At 53.6% G+C, this 23,345-nt stretch carries 17 protein-coding genes; 9 read left to right on the top strand and 8 right to left on the bottom strand.

Annotation, left to right across the window (positions count from 1 at the left end):
* Positions 1 to 16 precede the first annotated feature (16 nt).
* Genes JI741_RS14835 through JI741_RS14825 form a run of 3 tightly spaced genes read right to left on the bottom strand, consistent with a single transcriptional unit; the run spans position 17 to position 2,274 of the window.
* The gene (locus tag JI741_RS14835; RefSeq protein WP_202010807.1) at positions 17 to 448 is read right to left on the bottom strand and encodes an acyl-CoA thioesterase; all 432 of its coding nucleotides are present in this window, start codon (positions 446 to 448) and stop codon (positions 17 to 19) included.
* 42 nt (positions 449 to 490) lie between these two features.
* A complete protein-coding gene (locus tag JI741_RS14830; RefSeq protein WP_202010805.1) occupies positions 491 to 1,372 on the bottom strand; it encodes a DNA-3-methyladenine glycosylase family protein in 882 nt (293 codons plus the stop codon).
* Positions 1,369 to 2,274, bottom strand: coding sequence for a 3-keto-disaccharide hydrolase (locus JI741_RS14825; protein ID WP_202010803.1), 906 nt, complete (start codon positions 2,272 to 2,274; stop codon positions 1,369 to 1,371). The genes JI741_RS14830 and JI741_RS14825 overlap by 4 nt, the downstream gene beginning before the upstream one ends.
* A 149-nt stretch (positions 2,275 to 2,423) precedes the next feature.
* Between JI741_RS14825 and JI741_RS14820 the strand changes: the two genes are divergently transcribed.
* The gene (locus JI741_RS14820) at positions 2,424 to 3,122 is read left to right on the top strand and encodes a 2OG-Fe(II) oxygenase (RefSeq protein ID WP_202010801.1); all 699 of its coding nucleotides are present in this window, start codon (positions 2,424 to 2,426) and stop codon (positions 3,120 to 3,122) included.
* A 74-nt stretch (positions 3,123 to 3,196) separates the two neighbouring features.
* Here the strand turns inward: JI741_RS14820 and JI741_RS14815 are convergent, their stop codons facing one another.
* A complete protein-coding gene (locus JI741_RS14815; RefSeq protein WP_202010799.1) occupies positions 3,197 to 4,099 on the bottom strand; it encodes an MBL fold metallo-hydrolase in 903 nt (300 codons plus the stop codon).
* A 141-nt stretch (positions 4,100 to 4,240) separates the two neighbouring features.
* Between JI741_RS14815 and JI741_RS14810 the strand changes: the two genes are divergently transcribed.
* From JI741_RS14810 to JI741_RS14795, 4 genes are all read left to right on the top strand, one after another.
* Complete coding sequence (locus JI741_RS14810) at positions 4,241 to 5,104, top strand: methylated-DNA--[protein]-cysteine S-methyltransferase (protein ID WP_202010797.1); 864 nt, start codon at positions 4,241 to 4,243, stop codon at positions 5,102 to 5,104.
* 166 nt (positions 5,105 to 5,270) lie between these two features.
* Positions 5,271 to 6,980 (top strand): metallopeptidase TldD-related protein, encoded by a 1,710-nt coding sequence (locus tag JI741_RS33065; protein WP_202010795.1) that lies wholly within the window; start codon positions 5,271 to 5,273, stop codon positions 6,978 to 6,980.
* A gap of 13 nt (positions 6,981 to 6,993) precedes the next feature.
* Positions 6,994 to 8,664, top strand: a complete 1,671-nt coding sequence (locus JI741_RS14800; RefSeq protein WP_202010793.1) for a metallopeptidase TldD-related protein — start codon at positions 6,994 to 6,996, stop codon at positions 8,662 to 8,664.
* Positions 8,665 to 8,874: 210 nt separating this feature from the next.
* Positions 8,875 to 12,609 carry a T9SS type B sorting domain-containing protein gene (locus JI741_RS14795; protein WP_202010791.1) on the top strand — a complete coding sequence of 1,245 codons (3,735 nt, stop codon included), beginning with the start codon at positions 8,875 to 8,877 and terminating at the stop codon, positions 12,607 to 12,609.
* A gap of 61 nt (positions 12,610 to 12,670) precedes the next feature.
* Here JI741_RS14795 and JI741_RS14790 read toward each other — a convergent pair whose 3' ends face one another.
* Together JI741_RS14790 and JI741_RS14785 are read right to left on the bottom strand one after the other, a co-directional pair.
* Positions 12,671 to 13,273, bottom strand: a complete 603-nt coding sequence (locus JI741_RS14790; RefSeq protein WP_202010789.1) for a gluconate 2-dehydrogenase subunit 3 family protein — start codon at positions 13,271 to 13,273, stop codon at positions 12,671 to 12,673.
* Between the two features lie 25 nt (positions 13,274 to 13,298).
* Positions 13,299 to 15,008: a GMC oxidoreductase gene (locus JI741_RS14785; RefSeq protein ID WP_202010787.1), complete on the bottom strand. Its 1,710-nt coding sequence runs from the start codon at positions 15,006 to 15,008 to the stop codon at positions 13,299 to 13,301.
* 185 nt (positions 15,009 to 15,193) lie between these two features.
* Here JI741_RS14785 and JI741_RS14780 point away from each other — a divergent pair, with 185 nt between their 5' ends.
* Both JI741_RS14780 and JI741_RS14775 read left to right on the top strand, forming a co-directional pair.
* Positions 15,194 to 17,671, top strand: coding sequence for an ABC transporter permease (locus tag JI741_RS14780; RefSeq protein ID WP_202010785.1), 2,478 nt, complete (start codon positions 15,194 to 15,196; stop codon positions 17,669 to 17,671).
* Between the two features lie 179 nt (positions 17,672 to 17,850).
* Positions 17,851 to 18,267: an energy transducer TonB gene (locus JI741_RS14775; protein WP_202010783.1), complete on the top strand. Its 417-nt coding sequence runs from the start codon at positions 17,851 to 17,853 to the stop codon at positions 18,265 to 18,267.
* 74 nt (positions 18,268 to 18,341) lie between these two features.
* Here the strand turns inward: JI741_RS14775 and JI741_RS14770 are convergent, their stop codons facing one another.
* The gene (locus JI741_RS14770; protein WP_202010781.1) at positions 18,342 to 20,744 is read right to left on the bottom strand and encodes an ABC transporter permease; all 2,403 of its coding nucleotides are present in this window, start codon (positions 20,742 to 20,744) and stop codon (positions 18,342 to 18,344) included.
* Between the two features lie 569 nt (positions 20,745 to 21,313).
* Here JI741_RS14770 and JI741_RS14765 point away from each other — a divergent pair.
* Both JI741_RS14765 and JI741_RS14760 read left to right on the top strand, forming a co-directional pair.
* The gene (locus JI741_RS14765) at positions 21,314 to 22,222 is read left to right on the top strand and encodes a sugar phosphate isomerase/epimerase family protein (protein ID WP_202010779.1); all 909 of its coding nucleotides are present in this window, start codon (positions 21,314 to 21,316) and stop codon (positions 22,220 to 22,222) included.
* Positions 22,223 to 22,278: 56 nt separating this feature from the next.
* A complete protein-coding gene (locus JI741_RS14760; protein ID WP_439647549.1) occupies positions 22,279 to 22,632 on the top strand; it encodes a Dabb family protein in 354 nt (117 codons plus the stop codon).
* A gap of 75 nt (positions 22,633 to 22,707) precedes the next feature.
* Here the strand turns inward: JI741_RS14760 and JI741_RS14755 are convergent, their stop codons facing one another.
* On the bottom strand, positions 22,708 to 23,340 hold the full coding sequence (locus JI741_RS14755; protein ID WP_202010775.1) for an alpha/beta hydrolase: 633 nt from the start codon (positions 23,338 to 23,340) through the stop codon (positions 22,708 to 22,710).
* Between the last annotated feature and the right edge of the window lie 5 nt (positions 23,341 to 23,345).

The following is a 23,345-nucleotide window of genomic DNA, read 5'->3' as shown; positions in this document are numbered from 1 at the left end:
CAATATTTGCGTTGGTCTACGGATTTATTTTTGAAAACAGCGACGCGGGCACCGGGGCGATCTTGCGCGTGGCATAGTCGAAACAAACAATGCCCGTCTTGGCGATGGCTACATCTTTGCCTGAAGTTTTTTGGGTGACGCGATATACCATATCGAATCCAAATTTATGGATGTCCGCCACGCCCAGTTGAACCATGAGCGTGTCGCCAAAAAACACTTCCGATTTATATTGCACACCCACATCGGCAATGACCTGCCCCACCGTGCCTTCCAACGACAACTCGTCTTTGATGCCCAGGGTGCGATAGAAATTCACGCGGGTTTCCTGCAACAGGGTCAGCAGCGTGTCGTGGCCCAGGTGGCCACCATAGTTCAGGTCGGAGATGCGAATGGCGATCTCGGTCTCATATAAAAATTTATCCGGAAGCTGAAGTTGAATACGTGCCATGGTGTCAAGAAAATCAAATGTAGGGTGAGGTCGGTGCAGGCGCTAGGCGCTTTTCCATAAGTACAAGGTAGCATATGCTTCCCATCCCTTATATTTTTTAAACACCTTTTTCATTTCGTCGGCGGTGGGCTTGCGGTCGAGCTTTTTATATTTCTTCACAACGTTATAGAGGCCTGCGTCTTCCAGGGGAAAGGCGTCGGGGTAGCGAAAGGTTTTCATGAGGGCATAGTTGGCCGTCCAGTTGCCTACGCCCTTTATTTTGATGAGGCGCTCTTTGGCCTCCTGCAGGGGCAATCCCTGAAGGCTTTCTTTCGACACGTTTCCGTTGGCAAACGCCTCGGCTATGGTGACGGCGTAGGTTGCTTTCTGCCGCGAGAATTGAAGCGGCAACAATTGATCGGTCGTCAACACGGCCACCGTGGCGGGCTCGGGGAATAGAAAATATTTCTGATCGCCGTGCTGCAACGTGGCGCCGAAGTTCTCCACAAAGTGTTGCTTCAACGTGTAGGCGAAGGCCACATTGATTTGTTGCCCCAGCATGGCCCAGGTGAGCGACTCGTATAAATCCGGTTGCCCCACGATGCGGTAGCCGTAGTGTTGCTTCACCAGGTCCTTTAACAACTTGTCTTTGTCCGCCAGGGCATAGAATGGCTTAAGGTCGGTGTCGAGGTCGAACCATTCGCGGATGTAGGCCACCACCTCGTATTGCTGGCCTGGGGTGAGGCCGTCGGTGAGCAGGCGAACGTGCAGCTTGTTTTTCTCGAATGTCACGGTGAAGGCGGCCGTAGTGTTGCCCACGCGAATGGCCTTGCTCACGGTTTCGTTCTCGACACGATGAAGCAGTTCGCGCGGCGAACGTTTCAGGAACGTTAACGCCTCGTCGAAGCTAAATTCTTTTGGAACAGGAACAGTGATCGCGCTCATTTATACCGACACTTCGAATTGTCGGATTTCACAAAATACGATTTGTAGTTGAGGGCCTTGGGGTCGGTGCAGCCTTTCAGGTTCAGGAGTTCAACTTTTCTGAATTCCAATGGATGGCTTTCGGCTTGCAACGCGATGTAGCCTTCCATGAGTGGCGCACCTTGTTTGGCAATCCACTGTGTGGAGTCGGCGGCAAAACCACCGGTGGTCCAGTTCATTTCTGTATTCACAAAACCGCCACCCACGCGCAGGTGTTCATAGGTGAGCACGGTGTCGCTTCCCAGAATGTGATGGATGATGGAGTCGCCCAGCACAACCGCTTCAATGGTTACCCATTCGTTCTCGTTGTAGTTTCGCGACTTGGAGTCCGTGCAATGTGCCGTAACAATTTCTCCGTGCTGAAACACTTCTGTGCCGGGTGTGCACAAGTTGCCTGTGTGTTGTTGTATGGAATCGTTGCTGCCCAGGAACTGCATTTCGAGCGACACCGGAAACGACTGGTGCTTGGAAAGGCTGGCCGCCGATTGCGAATGCAGCATCACCCCACTGTTGAGGTAGGCATAGTCGGGACCACCCTGCAGTTGTTTTTTACCAAAGCGATACTGCAAGCGAACCCGATAGTATGAAAAGGGTTGCTGATAATAGAGGTGACCAAACTCACCTTCAAATTTATCATAGCCCGTGTAGTCGATTTTCAAAATACTGTCCTCCACATGAAAGGTATTCTTGAAGTTGTCGTTCAGATCGTGATGGGCAATCTTGATGTCCCACCCGGTGAGGTCTTTGTTGTTGAACAGGGGAATCCATTCTTCGGCCGACGAATCTGCGTTCGGTTTTTCGGCACACGCGGCCATCACAAACGCGAGCGCAAGGCCATAGAGGAGGGTAGTAAGTTTTTTCATGGCGCGAAAGGTAGTGAAATCGTGAAAAGTTTTGAAAGAAAAATTAGGGCAGGAAAATCTTTACGCGAAAGCGGCAACAAACGTACACGAACAGCAAGTTTCGGGTTGAGCACCCTGATGCTGTGTATGACCTTTACCAAAAAATAAACATGCAAGACATTTCGGCTATGAACTGGGATTCCATCTATACCGCACTGAACGAAAAAGGCTATGCGCTGCTGCCCGGCGTGCTCTCGGCCAACGAGTGCCGTCACCTGTCGGGGTTGTATCCCGACGACCCGCTCTATCGCAGCACCATCAACATGCAACGCTACCGGTTTGGCAAGGGCGAATACCGCTACTTCAACTACCCGCTCCCGCCCACCATCCAGGTGTTGCGCGAGATGCTGTATGCCCCGCTGGCCAAATTGGCCAACACGTGGATGCAAAAACTGGGAACGGGTGTGGACTACCCGTTGCAACACAAGGCGCTGGTGGACCATTGCCACGCACACGCCCAACCAAGACCAACGCCGCTCATCCTGCGCTATGAAGCCGGTGGCTTCAACACACTGCACCAGGATTTGTATGGCGCCGTCTACTTTCCATTTCAGGTTGTGTTTGTGTTGAGCCAGGCGGGCAAAGACCACGAAGGTGGCGAGTTTGTGCTGACGGAGCAGGTGCCCCGTGCACAATCCAAAGCCGAAGTGCTGCAACCCAACCAGGGCGATGCGCTCATCTTCACCACCAACTTCCGCCCGGTGAAAGGCTCGCGCGGCTACTATCGCGCCACCATGAAACACGGCGTGAGCGAGGTGAAATCGGGTGTGCGCTATTCGCTGGGAATCATTTTTCACGACGCCGCATAATCCAACATGTTCCAAAAGGAAAAAGACGTGAAGTAAACCTCCACGTCTCTTTTCTTAATGATTGGGATACCCTCCTATTTCGCCGATGCCATTTTCAAACTGTCGGCAATCATCAACACAAAATCTTTTCCTTTCAAAAATCCTTTCCCCCATTCTTCTTCATACTTGTCGGTGATGCCCAGGCCGGGGATGTCTTCTTTCTTTTTGCCTTTCTTCAACGCGGCGGCAACCTGGTCGCGGATGTCGGCGAGGCGGTCGCGGAATTTTTTCACGTCGGCTTTGGTGCTCAGCTCACCGTGGCCGGGAATCACTTTCGATTGATCGTCCATCATGCCCAGCACCTTGTCGAGCGACGAGATGATGCCATTGATGGAGCCGCCGCTGGAGATGTCGATGAACGGATAGCCATAGGTCACAAACATGTCACCCATATGATAGACGTTTGCTTTCTTGAAATGCACGGCCACGTCGCCGTCGGTGTGCGCCGGGTCGAAGTGCACCAGCTCAATGTCTTCGTCGTTGAAGTGAATGTTCAGCTTGTCGGCAAATGTCACTACCGGCAGCGCGTCTTTTTCGCGGGGTGGCACTTTCATGTTCATCCGGTTCACCTGTTCTTTCGACATGCGTTCGCGCACCTGGTCCTGCGCCACGATGGTGACGCCCATGCGTTTAAAATTTTCGTTGCCACCGCTGTGGTCGCCATGCACGTGGGTGTTGATCAGAAATTTAATGTCGCCCGGGCTCAGCGTTTTAATTGCGCCGTTGATTTTGTTGGACAGGGGCGCGAACTGATCGTCTACCATCAACGTGCCGTCGTCGCCAATGAGCACACCGATGTTCCCGCCGGAGCCCTTCAGCATGTAGAGGTTGCCGGCCACCTGCACGGGCCGGATCTTCACGGTGTCGAAGTTGGTTTGCGCCCGCAGTGTGGTGAAGGCCAGCGCCAGGAACAAAAAGGAGAGTAGTGAGGGTTTCATAGAGTCGGTTTGGGTGTATCGATAAAGATAATGGAAAACCACAAAAATGCGATGCCTGCCGGCTACGCGAAGTCCGCAAGAAACAGGTTGAGATGCCGCCCCGGCGGTGGCAATTTTGTCTCAACAAAAAATGATAGCTTTATGCTCTTGACCGAAAACGAAAACCATATCAACTACCAGCGCATTGAAGAAGCCATTCAATACCTGGAGAAAAATTTTCAACGCCAGCCCGAGCTGGACGAGATTGCCGAAAAGGTGCACCTCTCGCCGTTTCACTTTCAGCGCATCTTCACCGAGTGGGCGGGCATCAGTCCCAAACGCTTCCTGCAATTTCTTACGGTTGATTTTCTGAAAACAAAACTCGAACAATCGCGCAACCTCGTGGAAGCCGCCGAAGCCGCGGGCCTCTCCAGCCAGTCGCGGGTCTACGACCTGTTTACTACCCTCGAAGGGGTGACCCCCCAGGAGTACAAGCTGCACGGCACGGGCATTCACGTCCGCTATGGACTTCATGAAACACCGTTTGGCATTTGCCTGTTGGGCACAACCGAACGGGGCATCTGCTGGCTTTCGTTTCTGGCCACCGACGAAGATCCGAAAACGCAAATCGAGGCCATGAAAGAACACTGGCACAATTCTGTTTTCCACCAGGACCAAACGCTCACCGCCACGTTTGTGGAACGGATATTCAACCCCGTGGCCTCCTCGCAAACGGGACGCCTGCATGTGTTTGTGAAAGGCACAAATTTTCAGCTGAAAGTGTGGGAAGCGCTGCTGAAAATTCCGATGGGCAACGTGCTGACCTATCAGGGCATCGCGGAGAAAATTCAAAACCCCAATGCGCTGCAGGCCGTGGGGTCGGCGGTGGGCTCCAACCACATTGCCTACCTCATTCCCTGCCATCGCGTCATTCGCAAAGACGGCATTCTGGGCGAATACCGCTGGGACCCCGTGCGAAAGAAAAGCATTATCGGGTGGGAGATGGCAAAGGTGAAACAGCCCTGAACCCCACACCAACGCCTATCAAAAAAACGCCGGAAGAAATCGTTCGCATTTCTCCCGGCGTTTTTTCTTCTCTTGCCTTCATGCATTTTTTGCGATACTTTACCGTTACTTTATACATGCGGTGGATTAAATAAGCACCGTTTCTAACTTCTGAATTGTGAAAATCGTGATCCGTAAGATAATCAAACCGCTGGGCCTGGGCTTGTTGTTGGTTCATCTGTCTCTTCCCCTGCTGGCACAGGATTCGTTGATGACGATCCTGCAAGGCGAACTGCAACGCAGTTTCGAAGCCTTGAAAAAAGCACCCGTTCCCGCCTACTACATCGACTACCGCGTAGATGATGTTGAGCACGCACAACTCAAAACATCGTTCGGAAGCCTCGTGCGTTCGGGCAGCGACAAAAGCCGCGTGCTGGTGTCGCGCGTGAAAGTGGGCACCTACCAGTTCGACAACACCCATCCCCTTTCCATAGACGACATGGACGATTTTCGCGGTGGCTCGGGTCCGTCGGACCTCACGTATGAAAACAATCCAGTGGCCGTTCGCATGGCGCTGTGGTCTACAACACAGTCGGAATACAAACAGGCGCTTCGCGGATTCAAGGCTGCGCGCCAGGCAAAGGAACGCATCACCTCTCAACCCCCATCGACCACCGACGATTTTTCGCAGGAACAACCCACCACCTACTACGAACCTCCTCAACCCAGCCTGGCCTCGCGTTTCGAGACTGCGGTGTGGACCGAGAAGCTGAAAAAATATTCCGCGCTCTTCCTGAAAAACACCGACCTGCTCGAAGGCGACGTGAGCCTGCAATTCACGTCGCAGCGCAAATATTTTCTGACCACCGAAAACACGCACATCGTTCAGAACAACACCTCGGCCTACATCTATGTGAACAGCAGTGTTCGCGCAACCGACGGCGACATCATTCCCCTTCACATTTCATACTACGCCGTGACGCCCGCGGGTTTTCCTTCGGATGAAAAAATTATGAGCGACATCGAAAAGATGATTGCCACACTCGAAAAATTAAAAACCGCGCCATTGGCAGAACCCTACAGCGGACCGGCCATATTGCTGGCACCGGCGGCCGGTGTTTTTTTTCATGAGATCTTTGGCCACCGCGTGGAAGGTCATCGCATGAAGAAGGAATACGATGGCCACACGTTCAAAGCCAAGATCAACGAATATGTTTTACCCAAAACCTTGCAGGTGTATTTCGATCCCACACTTTCGGAAATAGACGGCAAGCCGCTGAACGGCGGATTTAAATACGACGACGAAGGCATCAAAAGCCAGCGTGTGACGGTGGTGGACAAAGGCATGCTGAAAACATTTCTGATGTCGCGCACGCCGCTCGAAAACCTGTCGCACTCCAACGGCCACGGCCGCGCGTCGCTGGGCATGGAGCCGGTGTCGCGACAATCGAACCTGATCGTAGAAACCACAAAAGGCGTTTCGATGGATGAGCTCCGCAAAATGCTGGTGAAGGAATGCAAGCGCCAGGGCAAACCCTATGGCTATCTGTTTCGCGATGTGGTGGGTGGTTTCACCATCACCGATCGCTACAACCCCAATGCATTCAACATTTTTCCCACCGTGGTCTATCGCATCTATGCCGACGGACGCGCCGACGAACTGGTGCGCGGCGTGGACCTGATCGGAACGCCGCTGGCCATGTTTGCCGAAATTCAGGCCACCGGAAATGATCGCGACACCTTCATCGGATTTTGTGGCGCCGAATCAGGCTATGTGCCCGTGAGCGCGGCATCGCCATCGCTGTTTGTGCGCCGCATCGAAACACAAAAGAAACCGAAGCAACACCAGGAAGCCACACTGCTGGCCCGCCCCGGAACCATTCAACCACATCCCTGACACTCCCGACACTATGCGTCACATCACGATATTAAAAACCAGCGCCCTGCTTCTCGCTTCAACCCTGCTTGCCGGCACGGTCACGGTCAACGCGCAAGAGCAGGAGTCGGTGATCCTCAAAGCCATGAAGGATGAAATGAAACGCACGCTTGCCGAGGCGCAATACGAAGGCCACGACAAACCGTTCTACATCAGCTATGGCATTACCGACCTGAACGTGTTCACCGCCAACGCCACCCTGGGTGGACTGGTGCGCTCGGACGTTTTTCGCGACCGGAACAAATCGGTTCGTCTGCTGGTGGGCAACTATGTTTTTAACGACGAAAGCCTCGACAACAACCTCACCAGCCCACCCAACGCCAACGATCTGCAAGTGCCGCTTGACGATGACTACTTTGGCATTCGCCGGGCCTTGTGGGCATCGACCGATGTGGTCTACAAAGGGGCCGCGCAGAAATACAAGAAGCACCAGAGCACGCTGAAAGAAGAAAACAAAAAACTGGCCGACATGCCCCATCGCGAATTTGCCACCGTGCCCGTGGTGACGCTGCTGGAGCAACCTAAACCCTATGCGCTCGACAAGGAAAAATGGAATCACTATTGCAAGGAGCTTTCGGCGCTCTTCAAAGCCTATCCCGTCATCGAAAATTCGGCGGTGGCGATGAGCTTCACCTATGGTGAGGAATATTTTGTGAACAGCGAAGGCACCACCATTGTGAAACCCCTCACCATTGCGTTTCTGCAATGCGGCGCCATCATGAAAACGGAAAAAGGTGAACCCCTGTTCGACAACCTGGTGCGTTACGCGCGCACACCCGAAGGTCTGCCATCGCTGGCCGACATGAAAGCCCAGGTGAACGCCATGGCCAAAAAACTTACTACGTCAAAAGACAATCCGGTGCTGGAAGAAGACTACAACGGCCCGGTGTTGTTTCAGGGCACAGCCGTGGCCGAAGCGTTTTTGTCGGCGCTGTTTGCCTATCGCGAAAACCTGACGGCATCCAACACCCTGGCCAGCACGATGGACTATCGTTCGGAAAGCAACGGTTCGCTGGATTCCAAAATTGGAAAGCCTGTTGTTGACAATACACTCACCGTGACCGCGCGCACACGCCTCAAAACCTACAACAACATTCCACTGATCGGCGCCTATGAAGTAGACGACGAAGGCGTGGTGCCCCAGGACGACCTCGTGCTGGTGGAAAAAGGCATCCTGAAAAATCAACTGAACGACCGCTCGCTCACCAAAACCGGTCAGATGGCCAACGGCCATGCATCCGGCCCGGGCGTAGTGGAAGTGTCGGTAGAAAAAGGTTCTGCTGTGCAGGCCATGAAACAACAGCTGATCGCATCGGCAAAAAAAGAAGGGTTGTCGTTTGCCATCATCGTGCGCAAAATCGCACCCGGTGGCGATGGCATTTCCGAAGTGTATAAAGTGAACCTGGAAACCGGGACCGAAACCTTGTTGCGCTCAGCGCGGCTTAGTTCGCTTGGATTAAAAAACCTGAAACGCGTGGCCGCCACCGGCAAAGAAAAACAGGTGATCACACTGCAAACGGGTGGCAACAACCTCGTTTCCTACATCGTGCCCGATGCATTGCTGCTCGACAACATGGACATTGCGCCGCTGCGCATTCCCTATCAGGAAGAAGACAAAGACTACATTCCCAGTCCATTGAATTAACAGATGCGATCGCGCGCCCACGCGTTATCCGTTCTGTTACCTAACGCAGGCGTTGTGCGCGTCTGAAAACCACTCGCTTTAAAAAAAGAATCTGAACATCAACGGCTTGCCCGTTGATGGCTCAGAATATCTGCCACTGCAAAAACATTTCAGTGTGCAACAGTACCATTGCCTTGATTCGCCCCGGTGTGGCGCAAACCAAAAAGGCATATGAGACCACTTTCAATTCTATTTATTGCATGGAGCACAGGTGTGCTGGGCAGTATGACCACGTTTGGTCAGAACGTCGTCACCTGGGGCGCCACGGCCAATGGGTTGAACGCTGTTCCGGCGGGCACCAACATGACGCTGAGTGTGGCTGCAGGCTCGCGCCACGCCGTGGCACTGCTTACCAACGGCCAACTGATAGCCTGGGGCGACAATGCCGCTCAGCAGCTGACGATTCCCACGGGGCTGAGCAACGTGAGGGCCATTGCTGCGGGCGACGTGCACAACGTTGCGCTTATGGGCAACGGGCGCGTGGTGTGCTGGGGAGGATCGGATGCGGATGTGATCACACCGCCTTCCACGCTGCGACAGGTATTTGCCATTGCCGCAGGTGCACGCCACTCCGTTGCCCTGAAAGCCAACGGCACGGTGGTGGCCTGGGGAAGCGCCGGGCAAACACACTGGCAAGTGCCTGCAGGACTTCACGATGTCATCGGCATAACCGCGGGCGATCATCACACGGTGGCCCTACTGGCCAACGGCACCGTGCAGGCCTGGGGCGACAACACACATCACCAGCTGGACGTTCCGGCGGGACTAACCCACGTGATTGCAGTAGCCGCCGGAAGCAATCACACTGTGGCATTGCTGGCCAACGGCACGCTGGTGGTGTGGGGCGACAATGATCCGGCCGACGGCGACCAACTCTCACTACCTGCTGGCGCCGATCATGTCATTGCCATCGCGGCAAAAGGCGGCTACTCCCTTGCGCTGCGAAGCGATGGAACGTTGATCGGCTGGGGCGACAACACACACGGCCAACTGAATCTTCCCTCCCAGGGAGGACTCATTGGCGTGGCTGCAGGAACGGGGTTTGGATTGGCCATCACCTCCGACCGGCTGGCGGTGCGCGCCTGGGGAACGAATGCCTTCAACAGCAACAGTCTGCCCTCGACGTTGCGTTCGGTGAAAGACATTCGCCAGGGCCTGGATTTCACAACGGTGTTGCTAAGCAACGGCACCGTGCAGGCAACCGGCCGGACGCCACGCGCCAACGTGCCCACCAATGTTGTGGACGTGAAACAAATCACGAACGGCACGCAGCACACCGCCGCGTTGCTCGCCAACGGCACCGCGCGGGCGTGGGGCGAAAACACAACAGGCTTTTTTCAGACCGCCGTTCCACCAGGCTTGCAAAACATAAAAGCACTGGCCAGCCACAACATCGCCCCCCAAACGATGGCTCTGTTTGCCGACGGTACGGTGACGGTGTGGGGCCAGGGACCCACCGGGCGGTATCATATTCCTGTGGCTTATAATCGTTCGATCCGCTCCATCGCATCCGGTGCAAACCATACGCTGGTCGTTTATGCGAACGGCACCGTGCGAGGTTTCGGACTAAACACCAACGGTCAGCTCAACGGTATCGACACACTCACCAACGTGATTGCCGTTGCCGGCGGGCACATGTTCAGCGCTGCGCTGCGCGCCGATGGAACATTTCTGGTGTGGGGAAACTTAGGCTCAACCGTGACAACACCGCTAACGGGCGCAGATGCCCGAAGCCTTGAAGGAGGCTTTGACCTGCTCGTGGCAGTGTTGCTCGACGGCAGCACCGTGGGCCTGGGCACACCAATGGGCGACGAACTGCTGATGCTGCCGTGGGCGAAAAAAATCTATGCAGTGGCCACCGGTACCCGCGACCTGGGCATCATCACCGCAGAGATGCCCGCGGCCGTGACACCGCTTGTTGCCGATGTGGACGTCTACGAATCGTTGACGCCCCAGGCATGGCCACCTCCGCCGCTCAATCCACCCTTAACGATTTCCGGCAACATCATCACGTCCATGGTGCTGCAACTATCCGATCCGCTCGACCTCACATACTGGCCGGGGAGCCTCGCGCTTGGAGCGCCCTGTCGCACCCCGCCGTGCATTTCGTTGATCCGCAATAACAGAACGGGCACCTTGCTTCTTTCCGGAGAAGCCTCAGCGTCCGTCTATCAAAACATCTTGTCGAACCTCGGCTACCAGTATCGCGGCAACAACTGGGGTTCCGTTCACACCATCAGCGTGAATGTTGACGACGGACTGGGATTGAGTGCTGCTGCCATCCTGCGCATTCATCTTATCGCCACAAACCACGCGCCTTCGTTTGTGAAAGGCAGCGACATTACATTACTGGAAGATGCGCCGCTTATTCAACAAACTTTTGCCGCGTGGGCCACGGCCATGTCGGCAGGGCCCGCGCGTGAAAAAAATCAAACACTCACGTTCAACTTATCGAACGACAACCCGGCGTTGTTCGCCACACCACCATCTATCGATCCCGCGAGTGGAACGCTTTCGTTCAAGCTTGCCGACAATGCCAACGGGGTGGCCCACGTCACGGCGGCGTTGTCTGACAACGGAGGAACAGCGCATGGAGGCATCGATCGCGCGGAGCATACGTTCACCATCACCGTGCTGCCCGTGAACGATGCACCAACGTTCACCGCATCGGATGTTGTGACCACGCTGTCGCAGTCAGAAACGTTCGCCGGGTGGGCTTCGCAGATTTCGCCGGGCCCGCCTGACGAGGCCAGCCAGACGTTGACATTCTCCATCGCCGGCATCACCAACGCTAACTTGTTTGCCGTGGGTCCCGCCGTAGCGCCCGATGGCACACTCACCTTCACCGCGGGTCAGAACGCCGGTGTTTCTCAGGTAACGTTGTTGCTGCGCGACAACGGACTTACGGCCAACGGTGGACTGGACACCAGCACTCCGTTTATGTTCACCATCACCATCCAACCCAACCAGCCGCCCTCGTTCACCAAGGGAGCTGATGTGACAGTGCCGGAAGATGGCGGGCCACAGGAATTCAACGGCTGGGCTACGCAACTTTCGGCTGGACCGACATGGGAGAAGAATCAGACGGTGGCGTTCATCGTCAACACCGACAACCCTGCACTTTTTTCTGCAGGGCCTGCGCTTTCATTACAAGGTATTCTTTCCTTTACAACCGCGCCCGACGCCCACGGTGTGGCAAACGTGACGGTTATCTTGAAAGATAACGGCGGAACCAGTCAGGGGGGTGTTGATGAAAGCACGGCGCAGCATTTCATGATCACGGTCACCCCGGTGAACGATGCGCCTTCCATGACACCACCGGCCGACGTCAGCATACCGGATGAGGTGTCCACGCCAATAGACCTGGATGGTATCACGGCCGGCCCCAACGAAGGCGACCAATCCGTAACGCTAACGGTCACCGTCAATCCATCGCAAGGTCTTGGGGCCGTGGTTCGGTATGCGTCAGGAACAGCGGGTGAGATCATGTTCACACCCGCACCAGGCTTTACAGGAACGGTGCAGGTCACCGTTCACGTTCGCGACAACGACGCATCGGGTGGTACGAGTCAACGCGACTACACCTTCAACGTCACGGTGTTCAACGAAGAGGATGTATACGTCCCCACCACCTTCAGTCCAAACAACGACGGCGTCAACGATGTGTTTCGTTTAAGGAGCGCGCGCATCGCGGACGTGCACTTTGCCGTGTACACCACTAATGGTTACAAAATTTTTTCGACCGAAGATGTGAACACCGCCACACAAACCGGATGGAACGGCACGTGGAAAGGTGAGGAAGTTCCCACGGGCACCTACGTGTGGGTGCTGAGCGGTTCACTCGCCGACGGCCGCCCGCTGTCGTTTCGGGGCGCGAAGTCCGGACAGGTTCTTCTGATTCGTTAAAAAAGAAAGCACGGCGCATGCGACACCGTGCTTTTATACTTCGATCTTCCTTCTGCTAAAACTACGTGGCCCAGGCCTTGCCCACTTCTTTCAATGGAACACAGCCGTGATAGGGTCCGGGCACTTGTTTGTATTGCAACACTTCGGTAGCGCCGGGCTGACTGGTGAAAAATCCCAGCAGCGTCAGTTCTTTCACCACCAGCACAAAAGGTTTGTCGCCGCCTTTGCCTGCGTTCCACCAACCGGTCGATCCGCCTGTTCCGGCCGAAGCCAGCGCTGCATCGTGATGCCTTTTGAAATGGGCCAGTTGCTGTTCGGGATCAAGATCCACAAAACGTTCGCCGTATGATTTCTCTGCATCGTCGTCAAACGCTTTGAGGTCGGCCAGAAATTTTTGTTGTGCTTGGGGCTTGTAAACTTCTTTGAGCATGCTGTCGATAAAGCCGGGCACACCGGCATCTTTCGCACCGGGCGTGGAGGTCTTGGGTAAAATAATTTCCGCCATCTCGGCCACGGTGGCCGCTTCGGGCACCGAGAAAAACACGGGCTGGAACGGCAGCTCGGGTTGCGCTTTGCATCCGTTCAGCACACCGGCCAGAGCCGGCGCCGAAATGGCATAGCCCAGGGCGAGGGCTGTGCGTTGAATCGCTTCTCTTCTGTTCATCGTCGTTAAGCGTTTATGTCGTTTCTTAAAGATTTCCTTTTTTCAATTCGTTCACCGCATACTCGGCCGCGCGGGCGGTCAGGGCCATGTAGGTGAGCGACGGGTTCTGGCAGGCCGACGAGGTCATGGCGGCTCCGTCGGTCACAAACACGTTAGGTGCTTCGTGCACGGCGTTCCATTTATTCAGTACTGATGTTTTAGGATCTTTGCCCATGCGGGCTGTTCCCATTTCGTGAATGCCAAGGCCCATGTTGTCGGGATTGTCGTAGGTGTTCACGTTTTTGAAGCCGGCGGCTTCCAGCATTTCGGCGGCGCTCACTTTCATGTCATTGCGCATAGCCTTTTCGTTGGGTCCCCACTCGGCGTCGATGTTCAGTGTGGGCAGGCCATAGCGATCTTTTTTATCTTTGTTTATGCTGACGTGATTTTTATGATCCGGCAGGCATTCGCCAAAGCCGGTGATGCCAATGCCCCACCCGCCGGGTTCCATCAACGATTCTTTCAACGCTTCGCCAAACGCCATCTCGCGCACGCCACGCGACCATTCCTGCCGACTGGCCGCACCCTGATAGCCAAAGCCACGGAGGTAGTCGGTTCGTTTGTCATTGCCAATGTTGCGGAAGCGCGGAATGTAGATGCCGTTGGGACGGCGACCGATGTAATACTTGTCTTCGAATCCCTCCACGCGCGCGTCGGCGCCTGCGCGGTATTGGTGGTCCATGAGGTTGTGACCCAATTCGCCGGAGCCATTGCCAAGGCCGTTGGGAAAACGGTTTGATGTTGAGTTGAGCAGAATGAACGTGCTGCCCAAGGTGGACGCGTTCAGGAAAATGATCTTTGCAAAGAAATCAATCTCTTCCTTTGTTTCGGCATCGAGCACTTTCACGCCAATGGCTTTTCCCTTCTTCTCGTCGTAGATGACGGAGTGCACAATCGAGTTTGGACGCAACGTCATGTTACCGGTTTTGGCTGCCGCCGGAAGTGTTGACGCGTTGCTGCTGAAGTATGCACCATAGGGACAACCCCGGTCGCACATGTTGCGCGATTGACAAACCCCGCGGCTGGGGTCGTGCGCAAGCGGTGCGGTGAGGTGCGCCACACGACCGATGGTGATTTTGCGACCACCAAATTTCTCGGCCACCTTGTCGCGGAATGCTTCTTCCACACAGTTGAGGTCCATGGGTGGCAGAAATTTTCCGTCGGGCAAATGTGCGAGCCCTTCGGCACGACCGCTCACACCGATGTAGGACTCCACGTAGTCGTACCATGGCGCGAGGTCGGCATAGCGGACGGGCCAGTCAACTCCTACGCCGTCTTTGGCATTGGCCGTGAAGTCGAGATCCGAGAGGCGATAGGTTTGTTTGCCCCACATGATGGAGCGACCGCCGGTGTGATAGCCGCGAATCCAGTCGAACGGTTTCACTTCGGTGTATGGATTTTCCGTGTCCTTCACCCACCAGTGTTTGTTGGCCTGGGTTACCCAGTTGGTGCGGGATTGCACGGGATAAAATTTCAGCTCTTCGTCCGACAGCCGGTTGGCGTGCGGCAGCTGCCAGGGATCTTTGGTCATGGTGGGATAGTCTACCACGTGTTTCACATCGTGGCCGCGTTCCAGCACGAGTGTCTTCAGTCCTTTTTCTGTCAGCTCTTTGGCGGCCCAGCCACCGCTGATGCCCGTGCCCACCACAATGGCATCGAAGGTTTGTTGCTTCTCGGCGTCAATGTTCAGATTCATGTTGTCGGTGTAAAATTTAGAATAGTCAACTTACCGCCCGCGCCTGCCATTTCCAAGCTGAAAACGGTTTTTCTTATGATTTCAATCGTTGTAAGCGGGAATGACCCGTTCGAAAAATCAGGCGTCGTGGGGGATAACTTCATTGGGTGCTTTGTTCGTACTTTAACATACCAACCCCACCCACTATGCTGCGCAACTACCTCACCATAGCCCTCCGCAATTTTCAGCGTCAGAAATTGTTCGCCTTGCTCAACATGTTTGGCCTCGCCCTTGGATTGGCCAGCGCCATCCTCATTTTTCTGTATGTGAGCGACGAGCTGCAATATGACGTGATGCATCCCTACTACAAAAACACCTATCGCATCGGCTCACGCTTCACCAACCGGGAAGGCCAGGTGTTCGACAACACCACATCGCCCGGGTTCTGGCTGAAGCGATTGAAAGAAACACGCAGTGAGGTGGTGAACGGCGTGCGCATCGACTACATCGGCTATCCCACATCGCTGCACCACAAAGCCAAAGACAAAATTATTCTCACCGAAGAAATCCGCTGGGCCGAACCGCACTTCGACGACGTTCTGGATTTTCACCTAGTGAAAGGAAACCGCGAAAAAATATTTAACGATCACAACACGTTTGTCGTCAGCGAAACCGGTGCGCGGCGCTTGTTTGGCGACGACGATCCCATCGGCCAGATTGTGACGGTGAAGCACAACTTTGCTACACAGGGCAAGGAGATCGATGTGATGGTGACCGGCGTGTTTCGCGACTATCCCGCCAACTCGCACTTCAAACCAAAATACATCCTCAACGTGAACGCCCTGCGAAGCGTGCTCGAAAATTTTGACACCTACATGGAAGGCACCCGGTTCGGCACCAACTTTTCGAACGGCATCGAATTTTTCGAGAACTACCTCGTGCTGAAACCCGGCGCCGACATCAAGCCCATTGAAGCCAGTCTGCAAACCATGGCCAAGGAACTTTCACAATCCGATTCAAGCTTTGTGGCCAACGGTTTCAAACTCGATCCCTTCCTCATCAAAATGGAAGACATGCATTTCGATCAAAAAAATCTATGGGAAGAAGACAACACGCAAGGCGACAAAAAATCGTTGGCCATTTTCAGCTCGGTGGCCTTCCTGATTCTGCTCATTGCCTGCATCAACTACATGAACCTGGCCACCGCGCGGTCGGCCCGCCGTGCAAAGGAAGTGGGCCTGCGCAAATCGCTGGGCAGCAAACGCGGCGAGATTGCCAAACAGTTCTTCTACGAATCAGGTCTTATGACACTGGGCGCCCTGCTGCTGGCGCTTGTGCTGGTGATTATTTTTCTGCAACCTTTCAATCAACTGGCACATAAAACTTTTACGGTAGCCTCGCTGCTCAATCCCTACATGCTTCTGATTGTGTTGATGGTGGTGGTGTTCATGGCGTTTCTTTCCGGCAGCTATCCGGCGCTTTACCTGTCGGCCTTTCGTCCATCGGAAGTGTTGAAGGGGCAGGTGGTGAAAGGGCAAGGTGCCGAATTGTTTCGCAAGAGCCTGGTCACCATTCAATATGCTGTGTCGCTGGTGCTCATCATCTGCACGATCACGGTGATCCGGCAAATGAGCTTCATGCAAAACACCAAGCTGAACGAGCAGGGGAGCCAGTTGCTTTCTATCCGCTATGGCGGCAACGCGCCACAAGATAAGTTCGCCGCTTTCAAGCAGGCAGTGCTTCAAGACAAAGACATCGAACACGTGACGATGGCCAACCACCTTCCACGACTTAACTACTTCGGTTTCATTGGCGCCAACGTAAAGTTTCCAGACCTGCACGACGACGACCTGCGTTGGAACCAGCTGAACGTGGATTTCGATTTCCCCAAAACATACGACCTCGAATTTGTGGCCGGCCGCGACTTCGACGCCAGCAACCTCAACGACTCTTCGGCGCTCATCCTGAATGAATCCGCAGTGAAAGCGTTGAATCGGCCCATCGAAAAAATTATCGGCGCCTCCGTCACGCACGTGAGCGACAACAACCGGCTCTTCAAGGTGATTGGCGTGGTGAAAGACTTTCCCTTCCGGTCTATGCATCAAGTCATCGAACCGCTCATGCTGAACCCGCGCGTTCATTTTATCGACCGCATTGCCTACATCAAACTGCCACCCGGAAAATTTCAGGAGAAGATCAAGTCGATCGAAAAGACCTGGAAAGAAATATTCCCCGGCGTGGGGTTTGACTATTGGTTTTTGAGCGACGAGTTTAATCGCATGTATCAGTCAGAAAGTAGAATATCGTCGTTGGCGAAAAGTTTTGCTGTGTTGGCCATGCTCATCACGGTGATGGGTGTGTTTGGGTTGGCGTCGTACACGGCCGAGCAGAAGACCAAGGAAGTGGGCATACGCAAGGTGCTGGGTGCCGTGGTGAAGCAAGTGGTAGGGTTGTTTGTGTGGGTGTTTGTGAAAATATTCCTGGTGGCCAGCCTCATTGCTGTGCCGGCGGCCTACTTCATTGCGCGCTACTGGCTCGACGGGTTCACCTATCGCGCGCCCCTCAGTTTGCTGGTGTTTGGTGCAAGCCTGTTGGGTCTTTTGGTTGTGACCCTGCTCACCATCAGCTATGAAACCTGGAAGGCGGCGCGCGCCAACCCGGTGAAGTCACTGCGAAGTGAATGAGGTTTTGAAGACGCATGGCTGAACTGGGATGGCCGGCCCCTGCAAACGTCAGCAATCCTTAAAATTGCCTGTGCCCCGGATTTTTTCGCGAAGGTTTTGGGTCGTTGATGCTTCGTCAATTTTTGTTAGGTTTGTGATGCGCGATCCCGAAAAAGATCCAAACAGCACCAGCCCACAACATGAAAGCATCGATCACCGCAGTTTTTTTCTTCGCCATGCTCAGTGCCTACGGACAAGCCACTGACACGGTTAAACAAAAAGTTATTGTCCGCACCGACACGGTCACCAAAGTCATTTACGTGGCAGGGGACACACCGGCCGAGTTTCCCGGCGGCCCCAACGCCATGAATAAATTTATCAAGAAAAATTTCAAGTGGAAGCAGCCTCACAACGTGGTGGTAGGAAAGGCCTTTGTTGAATTCTGGGTAGATACCAACGGAAAAATTGTTGACGAACACGTGGAGCGCGGCCTTTGCCCCACGTGCGACAAGGAAGCGTTGCGCCTCATCAGACTAATGCCCGATTGGAAACCCGCCACACACCTGGGCAAACCCATCAAAGCACGACAACTTGTTCCCATTGCGTTCACGTTGTGAGCTTTAACAAATGTGAAAAGCCGTTCGAAAAAACGGCTCTTCACATTAAAATTCCATTACAAATCATTTTATCATCATTCGCTTCGCAGCACCTTCACGGGATTTCTGCGCGCGGCCGAAATGGATTGATAGCCCACCGTGATCAACGCAATGAAGGTGATGAACACCACCGCGATGAGATAGGGCACCACGCCGATGTTGATGCGATAGGCAAACTCGTTGAGCCATTGATCAAAGAAATAGTAGGCCAATGGACTCGCAATGACAAACGAGATGAGAATCAACACCAGAAATTCCTTGTAGAGCAACGCCACCAGACCTGCTTCGGACGCACCCAGCACTTTGCGCACACCAATTTCTTTCATGCGTCGTTCGGCACTGAACGAGGCCAGCGCAAACAACCCAAGCGAGGCCACGAAGATGGCAAGGCCACAAAAATATTTGAACACGTTTGCCAGGTTCTCTTCGGCCGCATAGGTTTCGGCCAGACCTTCCTCGAGAAAATAGAAACTGAATGGTTTGTCGGTGATCTGTTCACCCCACGCTTTCTCCACCGACGCAATGGTCTGCTGATAGCTGCCCGGTTTCACCTTCACAGCCACGTTGCCTTGCACGGGCGAGAAATACATCACAAGCGGCCCCACCTTGTTGCGCAGCGGATCAAAATTAAAATCTTTCACCACGCCAATCACCTGGCTGTTTGGACTTCCGCCCACGCCATACGACATCTTGCGTCCGATGGGATCGGTCCAGTTGAGTGCGCGCGCCGCCGACTCGTTGATGACAAAGGCGAGCGTGCTGTCGCTGTTGTGCCCCTGGTCAAAGAACCGACCGCTCACCACGTCGATGTTAAATGTTTCCACAAAGTCATAGCCCACCGACATGATGGGCAACATCTGCTCGTCTTCTTTTCCTTCCACAATCATGGGCAGATAGGGCAGCGTTTCCTGGCCCAGGTTGTGCGACACGTGCGTGACCGACGCCACGGCTTCCAACTGTTTCAGTTTATTTTTGAACGCCGGAAAATCGCGCGCCATGGTGGTGCCCCCCACGGGAATCATCATCACCTGGTCTTTGTCGAAGCCCATATCCTTGCTGCGCATGAACGACAGCTGCTGCGAAATGACCAGCGTGCCGATAAGCAAAATGAGCGACACCGTGAACTGTGCGATGACCAGCACTTTGCGCAAGCTCATTTTCTGATTGGCCGCCTTGTGCAAACCCTTCAACACCTTCACGGGATGAAACGCCGCCATCACCAGCGATGGGTAAAGACCCGCCAGAAGACCCGTGAACAAAACGATCACAACAATGGCCAACAGGTTTTGGGGCGCGATGATGGCCATAGGATCGAGTTGCACAGAGGCCAACCGGTTGAACAACGGCATCGCCAAACGCACCAGCGCCAGCGAAACCAATCCCGACATCATCGCAATCAAAATCGATTCGCCCAGGAATTGAAAGATGAGGTTTTGTCTTTCCGCACCCATCACCTTTCGCACACCCACTTCCTTGCCGCGGTTGGAGAACCGGGCAATAGAAAGGTTCATGAAGTTGATGCAGGCTATGATCAGGACCAGCACGGCAATGGAACCAAGCGTATACACATATTGAATGTTGCCGTTCACCGACATGTCGCCGGTAGAGAAGTTTGAATGAAGGTGAATGTCTTTTATGTTCTGAACGGTGAGCTTCGCATTGTTTTCGGTGTAGCGCGGCGGATAATATTTTTTCACAAACGCGGGAAGCTTGGCTTCCAGCGCAGCCGGTGAACTGCCGGGCTGAAGCACTACATAGCTATAATACCAAAGGCCCACATAGGCATTGTCAACACGAAAGCCGATGAGTTGATTAAGTAGCGGCTTGGCGTGTGCCAGGAAATCAAATTCAAGGTGAGACTTTCCTTTACGGGGTTGCAACACGCCTGTCACTTTCAGCGCCACGGTGTCCTGCAATTGCAACAGCTTGCCCAGTGGGTTGGTGTCGCCAAAATATTTTTTGGACATGGCCTCGGTCAGCACCACAGAGTTTGTGTTCTCGAAGGCTTTGGCGGCGTTGCCGTATTTGAAGTCGAAATCGAACACGGTGAAGAAGCTGGAGTCGGCCAGAAAAAATTTGCTCTCTTCGAACTGTGCTTCGCCATAGCGCACCTTGGGCAAAACGTTCGAAAGGTAAAACATCCGGTAGAGTGTGGTGGCATTCACAGCTTCGGGATAGTCCTGCACCATGTCGAACGCGGCCGGGTAGTGTGCCGTGGGATAGTTGTTTGACACGCCGTTCACGTCAACATGTGTGTTGATGCGATAGATGTTGTCGGCATTGGCATAGCCTGTATCGTAGCCCGTTTCGTCGCGGATGTATAACGCGATAAGAATGAAGCAGGCGAGCCCGATGGCCAGACCCGAAATGTTGATGAAGGTGTAGACCTTATTCTTCACCAGGTTGCGAAGGCCGATGGTTATGTAGTTTCGAAACATAGGGTTGCGGATTAGGATGTTACGGCAAGTAATATGGTCAATGAAGATAAGGACATAAAACGGGATTTATGAGAGTGGCAAAAAACCAATGTGAGTTTGGGCGGCCTGACGAGGTAGATACCCCGCCACGGGTGAGCTCGCGTCAAATCAGAAGAAAGTCTTCTGACGGATGTGGATTTCTAAAGTGATGTTTCATTGGCATGAAAAGAAGTACATGAATCACATACGGCATCTGTGTTATCAACCTTCTATCTCATTCACATAAAAGAACAATAAAATTTATATGCGACACTGCAAGTACCCATGACGTTAGCAGCGAATTGTATGCGCGTTGAAAAACATACCAAACACGATTCTACCGATTCTATTTGGAGTTGCCCGCATGAGCCGATCACCGGCACATCAACACACGTCCTGAACAACTAATACTCAACAGCCAAGTCCTGCCACGACAAACACGGCCCCGATCCGCCTGTGAGGACGCCCTTTCCACTCACCATTTTTTTATCATTTTCTTCGATAAAAACATTACCTTTCCTTTCTATCAACTTTAAACACCCCATAGGAATATGAACACTTCACGACGCGATTTTATCAAGAAGGGCGCCCTCTCGCTGGCGGCCACTTCGATGATTTCCAATGTATTGTTTGCCAAGGCAAAATCCGAGATGACGGGCGTGCAGCTCTACTCCGTGCGCGAGCAAATGAAAAGCGACCCGCTGGCCACCCTCAAGCAAGTGGCGGCGCAGGGCTACAAATATGTGGAACACGCCAACTATGTCGACCGCAAATTCTATGGCTATGCGGCCAAAGACTTCAAAAAAGTGCTCGACGACCTGGGCTTGAAAATGCCAAGTGGCCACACCGTGATGGGCAAAAAACATTGGGACGATGCCAAAAAGGATTTCACCGATGTGTGGCGCTACACCGTGGAAGATGCCGCCATAGTGGGACAAAAATATGTGATCAGCCCCTCGCTCGAAGAAAGCCTTCGCCAGAACGCCGACGACCTGAAGCGCTACATGGAAGTGTTCAACAAATCGGGTGCGCTGTGTCAGAAGTCGGGCATGAAATTCGGCTATCATAACCACGATTTTGAATTCAGCCAAAAGCTCGATGGCACAAGCGTCTACGACCTCATTCTGCAAAACACCGACCCTGCCCTGGTGATGCAGCAGCTCGACATCGGCAACCTCTACAACGGCGGTGTGAAAGCCATCGACATCGTGCGTCAATATCCCGGCCGCTTCGAATCCATGCACGTGAAAGATGAAATTCTGGCACCGGCCGGTGGTCACGACAAATACGAGAGCACCATCCTTGGCAAAGGCATCGTGAATCCGAAAGAAGTGATTGACCTGGGGCGCAAGTCGGGAGGCACCACGCTGTTCATCATCGAGCAGGAATCGTATCAGGGCAAAACGCCGCTCGACTCCATCAAGGAAGACCTGGCCGTGATGAAAAAATGGGGCTATTAATTATAAACGAAACAACTATGAAGAAAATACTCGCACTGATCCTTGGCATCGCACTTATGGCAACACTTTCCACTACCGACACTTCAGCCCAAACCAAAGGCGGCAGCGTGCTGCGCCACGTGGTGTTATTTAAATTTAAAGACGACGCCTCCGAAGCCGATGTAAAAAAAGTGGAAGACGCGTTTCGCGCGCTGCCCACAAAAATCAAAACCATCAAGAGTTATGAATGGGGCAAAAACTCCAGCCCCGAAGGTCTGAACCAGGGCCTCACCCATTGCTTCTTCCTCACGTTCAACAGCGACAAAGATCGCGATGCCTACCTGGTGCATCCCGATCACGCTGCGTTTGGCAAATTACTGGGCCCTTACCTGGATAAAGTTACGGTGGTAGACTATTGGTCTACTAAGTAAGGCATCTCTTTTTCCATTCTTCGTCCTGCGTCTTTGCATTTGAAATTCTTGCAACGACGCGGGACGTTTTATTTCTCAGATAATCTCCTTCACCAGGGCATCAATTTCCTTCGCCCGGTTTATGATCATGAGATGTCCACCACCTTCAATGCGATAGTCGGCCGTGGTAAAGGGAATCAATCGGTCGTTTGTGCCGTGTATATGGATGGCATGGGGGAGAATGGTTTCGTTTTTCCAGTTCACAATCTTGCCGATGGCCCACCGGAAAAACACTACATCGGTGTCGCGCATGATGGCGCGGAGCAAATCCTTTTCATAGGTCTTGTCTACACCAAAGAACCAGAACACAAGCGCGTTCGGATGTCTTAAGGCCCTGGCGGGAATAAACCGATGGAGCCGTAGTGGCTTGAAAAAGCTGAACTGTGTCGGAATGTCGTCGCGTGTTTTGGCCGAGGAAATCAGAATCACTTTTTCGACCGCGCGTTGCTTCGCGATCTCCACGGCAATCATGCCTCCAAACGAAACGCCCATGAGGATTGGGTTGGGTGCTTGAATCTGTTGCGCCAACCGGCCGGCATAGTCTTCGAGTGTTTCATGGTCGTGGTGCGCGATCCAGTCGATGTGATGAACCTTATAATCGCGGAGGTCCAGAAAATCATACACCCGTTTGTCGGCACCAAGGCCGCTTAGCAAATACAGTTCCTTCATGCGGA

Source organism: Chryseolinea lacunae, assembly GCF_016735595.1.
Taxonomy (GTDB): domain Bacteria; phylum Bacteroidota; class Bacteroidia; order Cytophagales; family Cyclobacteriaceae; genus Chryseolinea; species Chryseolinea lacunae.
The sequence above is the reverse complement of the archived record's forward strand: the minus strand, read 5'-3'. Positions and strand labels throughout refer to the sequence as shown.

Coding starts and splice junctions, on each gene's coding strand:
- JI741_RS14810 (WP_202010797.1), top strand. CDS start 4,241: ATGCTCTTGACCGAAAACGAAAACCATATCAACTACCAGCGCATTGAA.
- JI741_RS14790 (WP_202010789.1), bottom strand. CDS start 13,273: ATGAACAGAAGAGAAGCGATTCAACGCACAGCCCTCGCCCTGGGCTAT.
- JI741_RS14835 (WP_202010807.1), bottom strand. CDS start 448: ATGGCACGTATTCAACTTCAGCTTCCGGATAAATTTTTATATGAGACC.
- JI741_RS14760 (WP_439647549.1), top strand. CDS start 22,279: ATGGCAACACTTTCCACTACCGACACTTCAGCCCAAACCAAAGGCGGC.
- JI741_RS14765 (WP_202010779.1), top strand. CDS start 21,314: ATGAACACTTCACGACGCGATTTTATCAAGAAGGGCGCCCTCTCGCTG.
- JI741_RS14770 (WP_202010781.1), bottom strand. CDS start 20,744: ATGTTTCGAAACTACATAACCATCGGCCTTCGCAACCTGGTGAAGAAT.
- JI741_RS14825 (WP_202010803.1), bottom strand. CDS start 2,274: ATGAAAAAACTTACTACCCTCCTCTATGGCCTTGCGCTCGCGTTTGTG.
- JI741_RS14795 (WP_202010791.1), top strand. CDS start 8,875: ATGAGACCACTTTCAATTCTATTTATTGCATGGAGCACAGGTGTGCTG.
- JI741_RS14830 (WP_202010805.1), bottom strand. CDS start 1,372: ATGAGCGCGATCACTGTTCCTGTTCCAAAAGAATTTAGCTTCGACGAG.
- JI741_RS14820 (WP_202010801.1), top strand. CDS start 2,424: ATGCAAGACATTTCGGCTATGAACTGGGATTCCATCTATACCGCACTG.
- JI741_RS14755 (WP_202010775.1), bottom strand. CDS start 23,340: ATGAAGGAACTGTATTTGCTAAGCGGCCTTGGTGCCGACAAACGGGTG.
- JI741_RS14775 (WP_202010783.1), top strand. CDS start 17,851: ATGAAAGCATCGATCACCGCAGTTTTTTTCTTCGCCATGCTCAGTGCC.
- JI741_RS14780 (WP_202010785.1), top strand. CDS start 15,194: ATGCTGCGCAACTACCTCACCATAGCCCTCCGCAATTTTCAGCGTCAG.
- JI741_RS14785 (WP_202010787.1), bottom strand. CDS start 15,008: ATGAATCTGAACATTGACGCCGAGAAGCAACAAACCTTCGATGCCATT.
- JI741_RS14815 (WP_202010799.1), bottom strand. CDS start 4,099: ATGAAACCCTCACTACTCTCCTTTTTGTTCCTGGCGCTGGCCTTCACC.
- JI741_RS14800 (WP_202010793.1), top strand. CDS start 6,994: ATGCGTCACATCACGATATTAAAAACCAGCGCCCTGCTTCTCGCTTCA.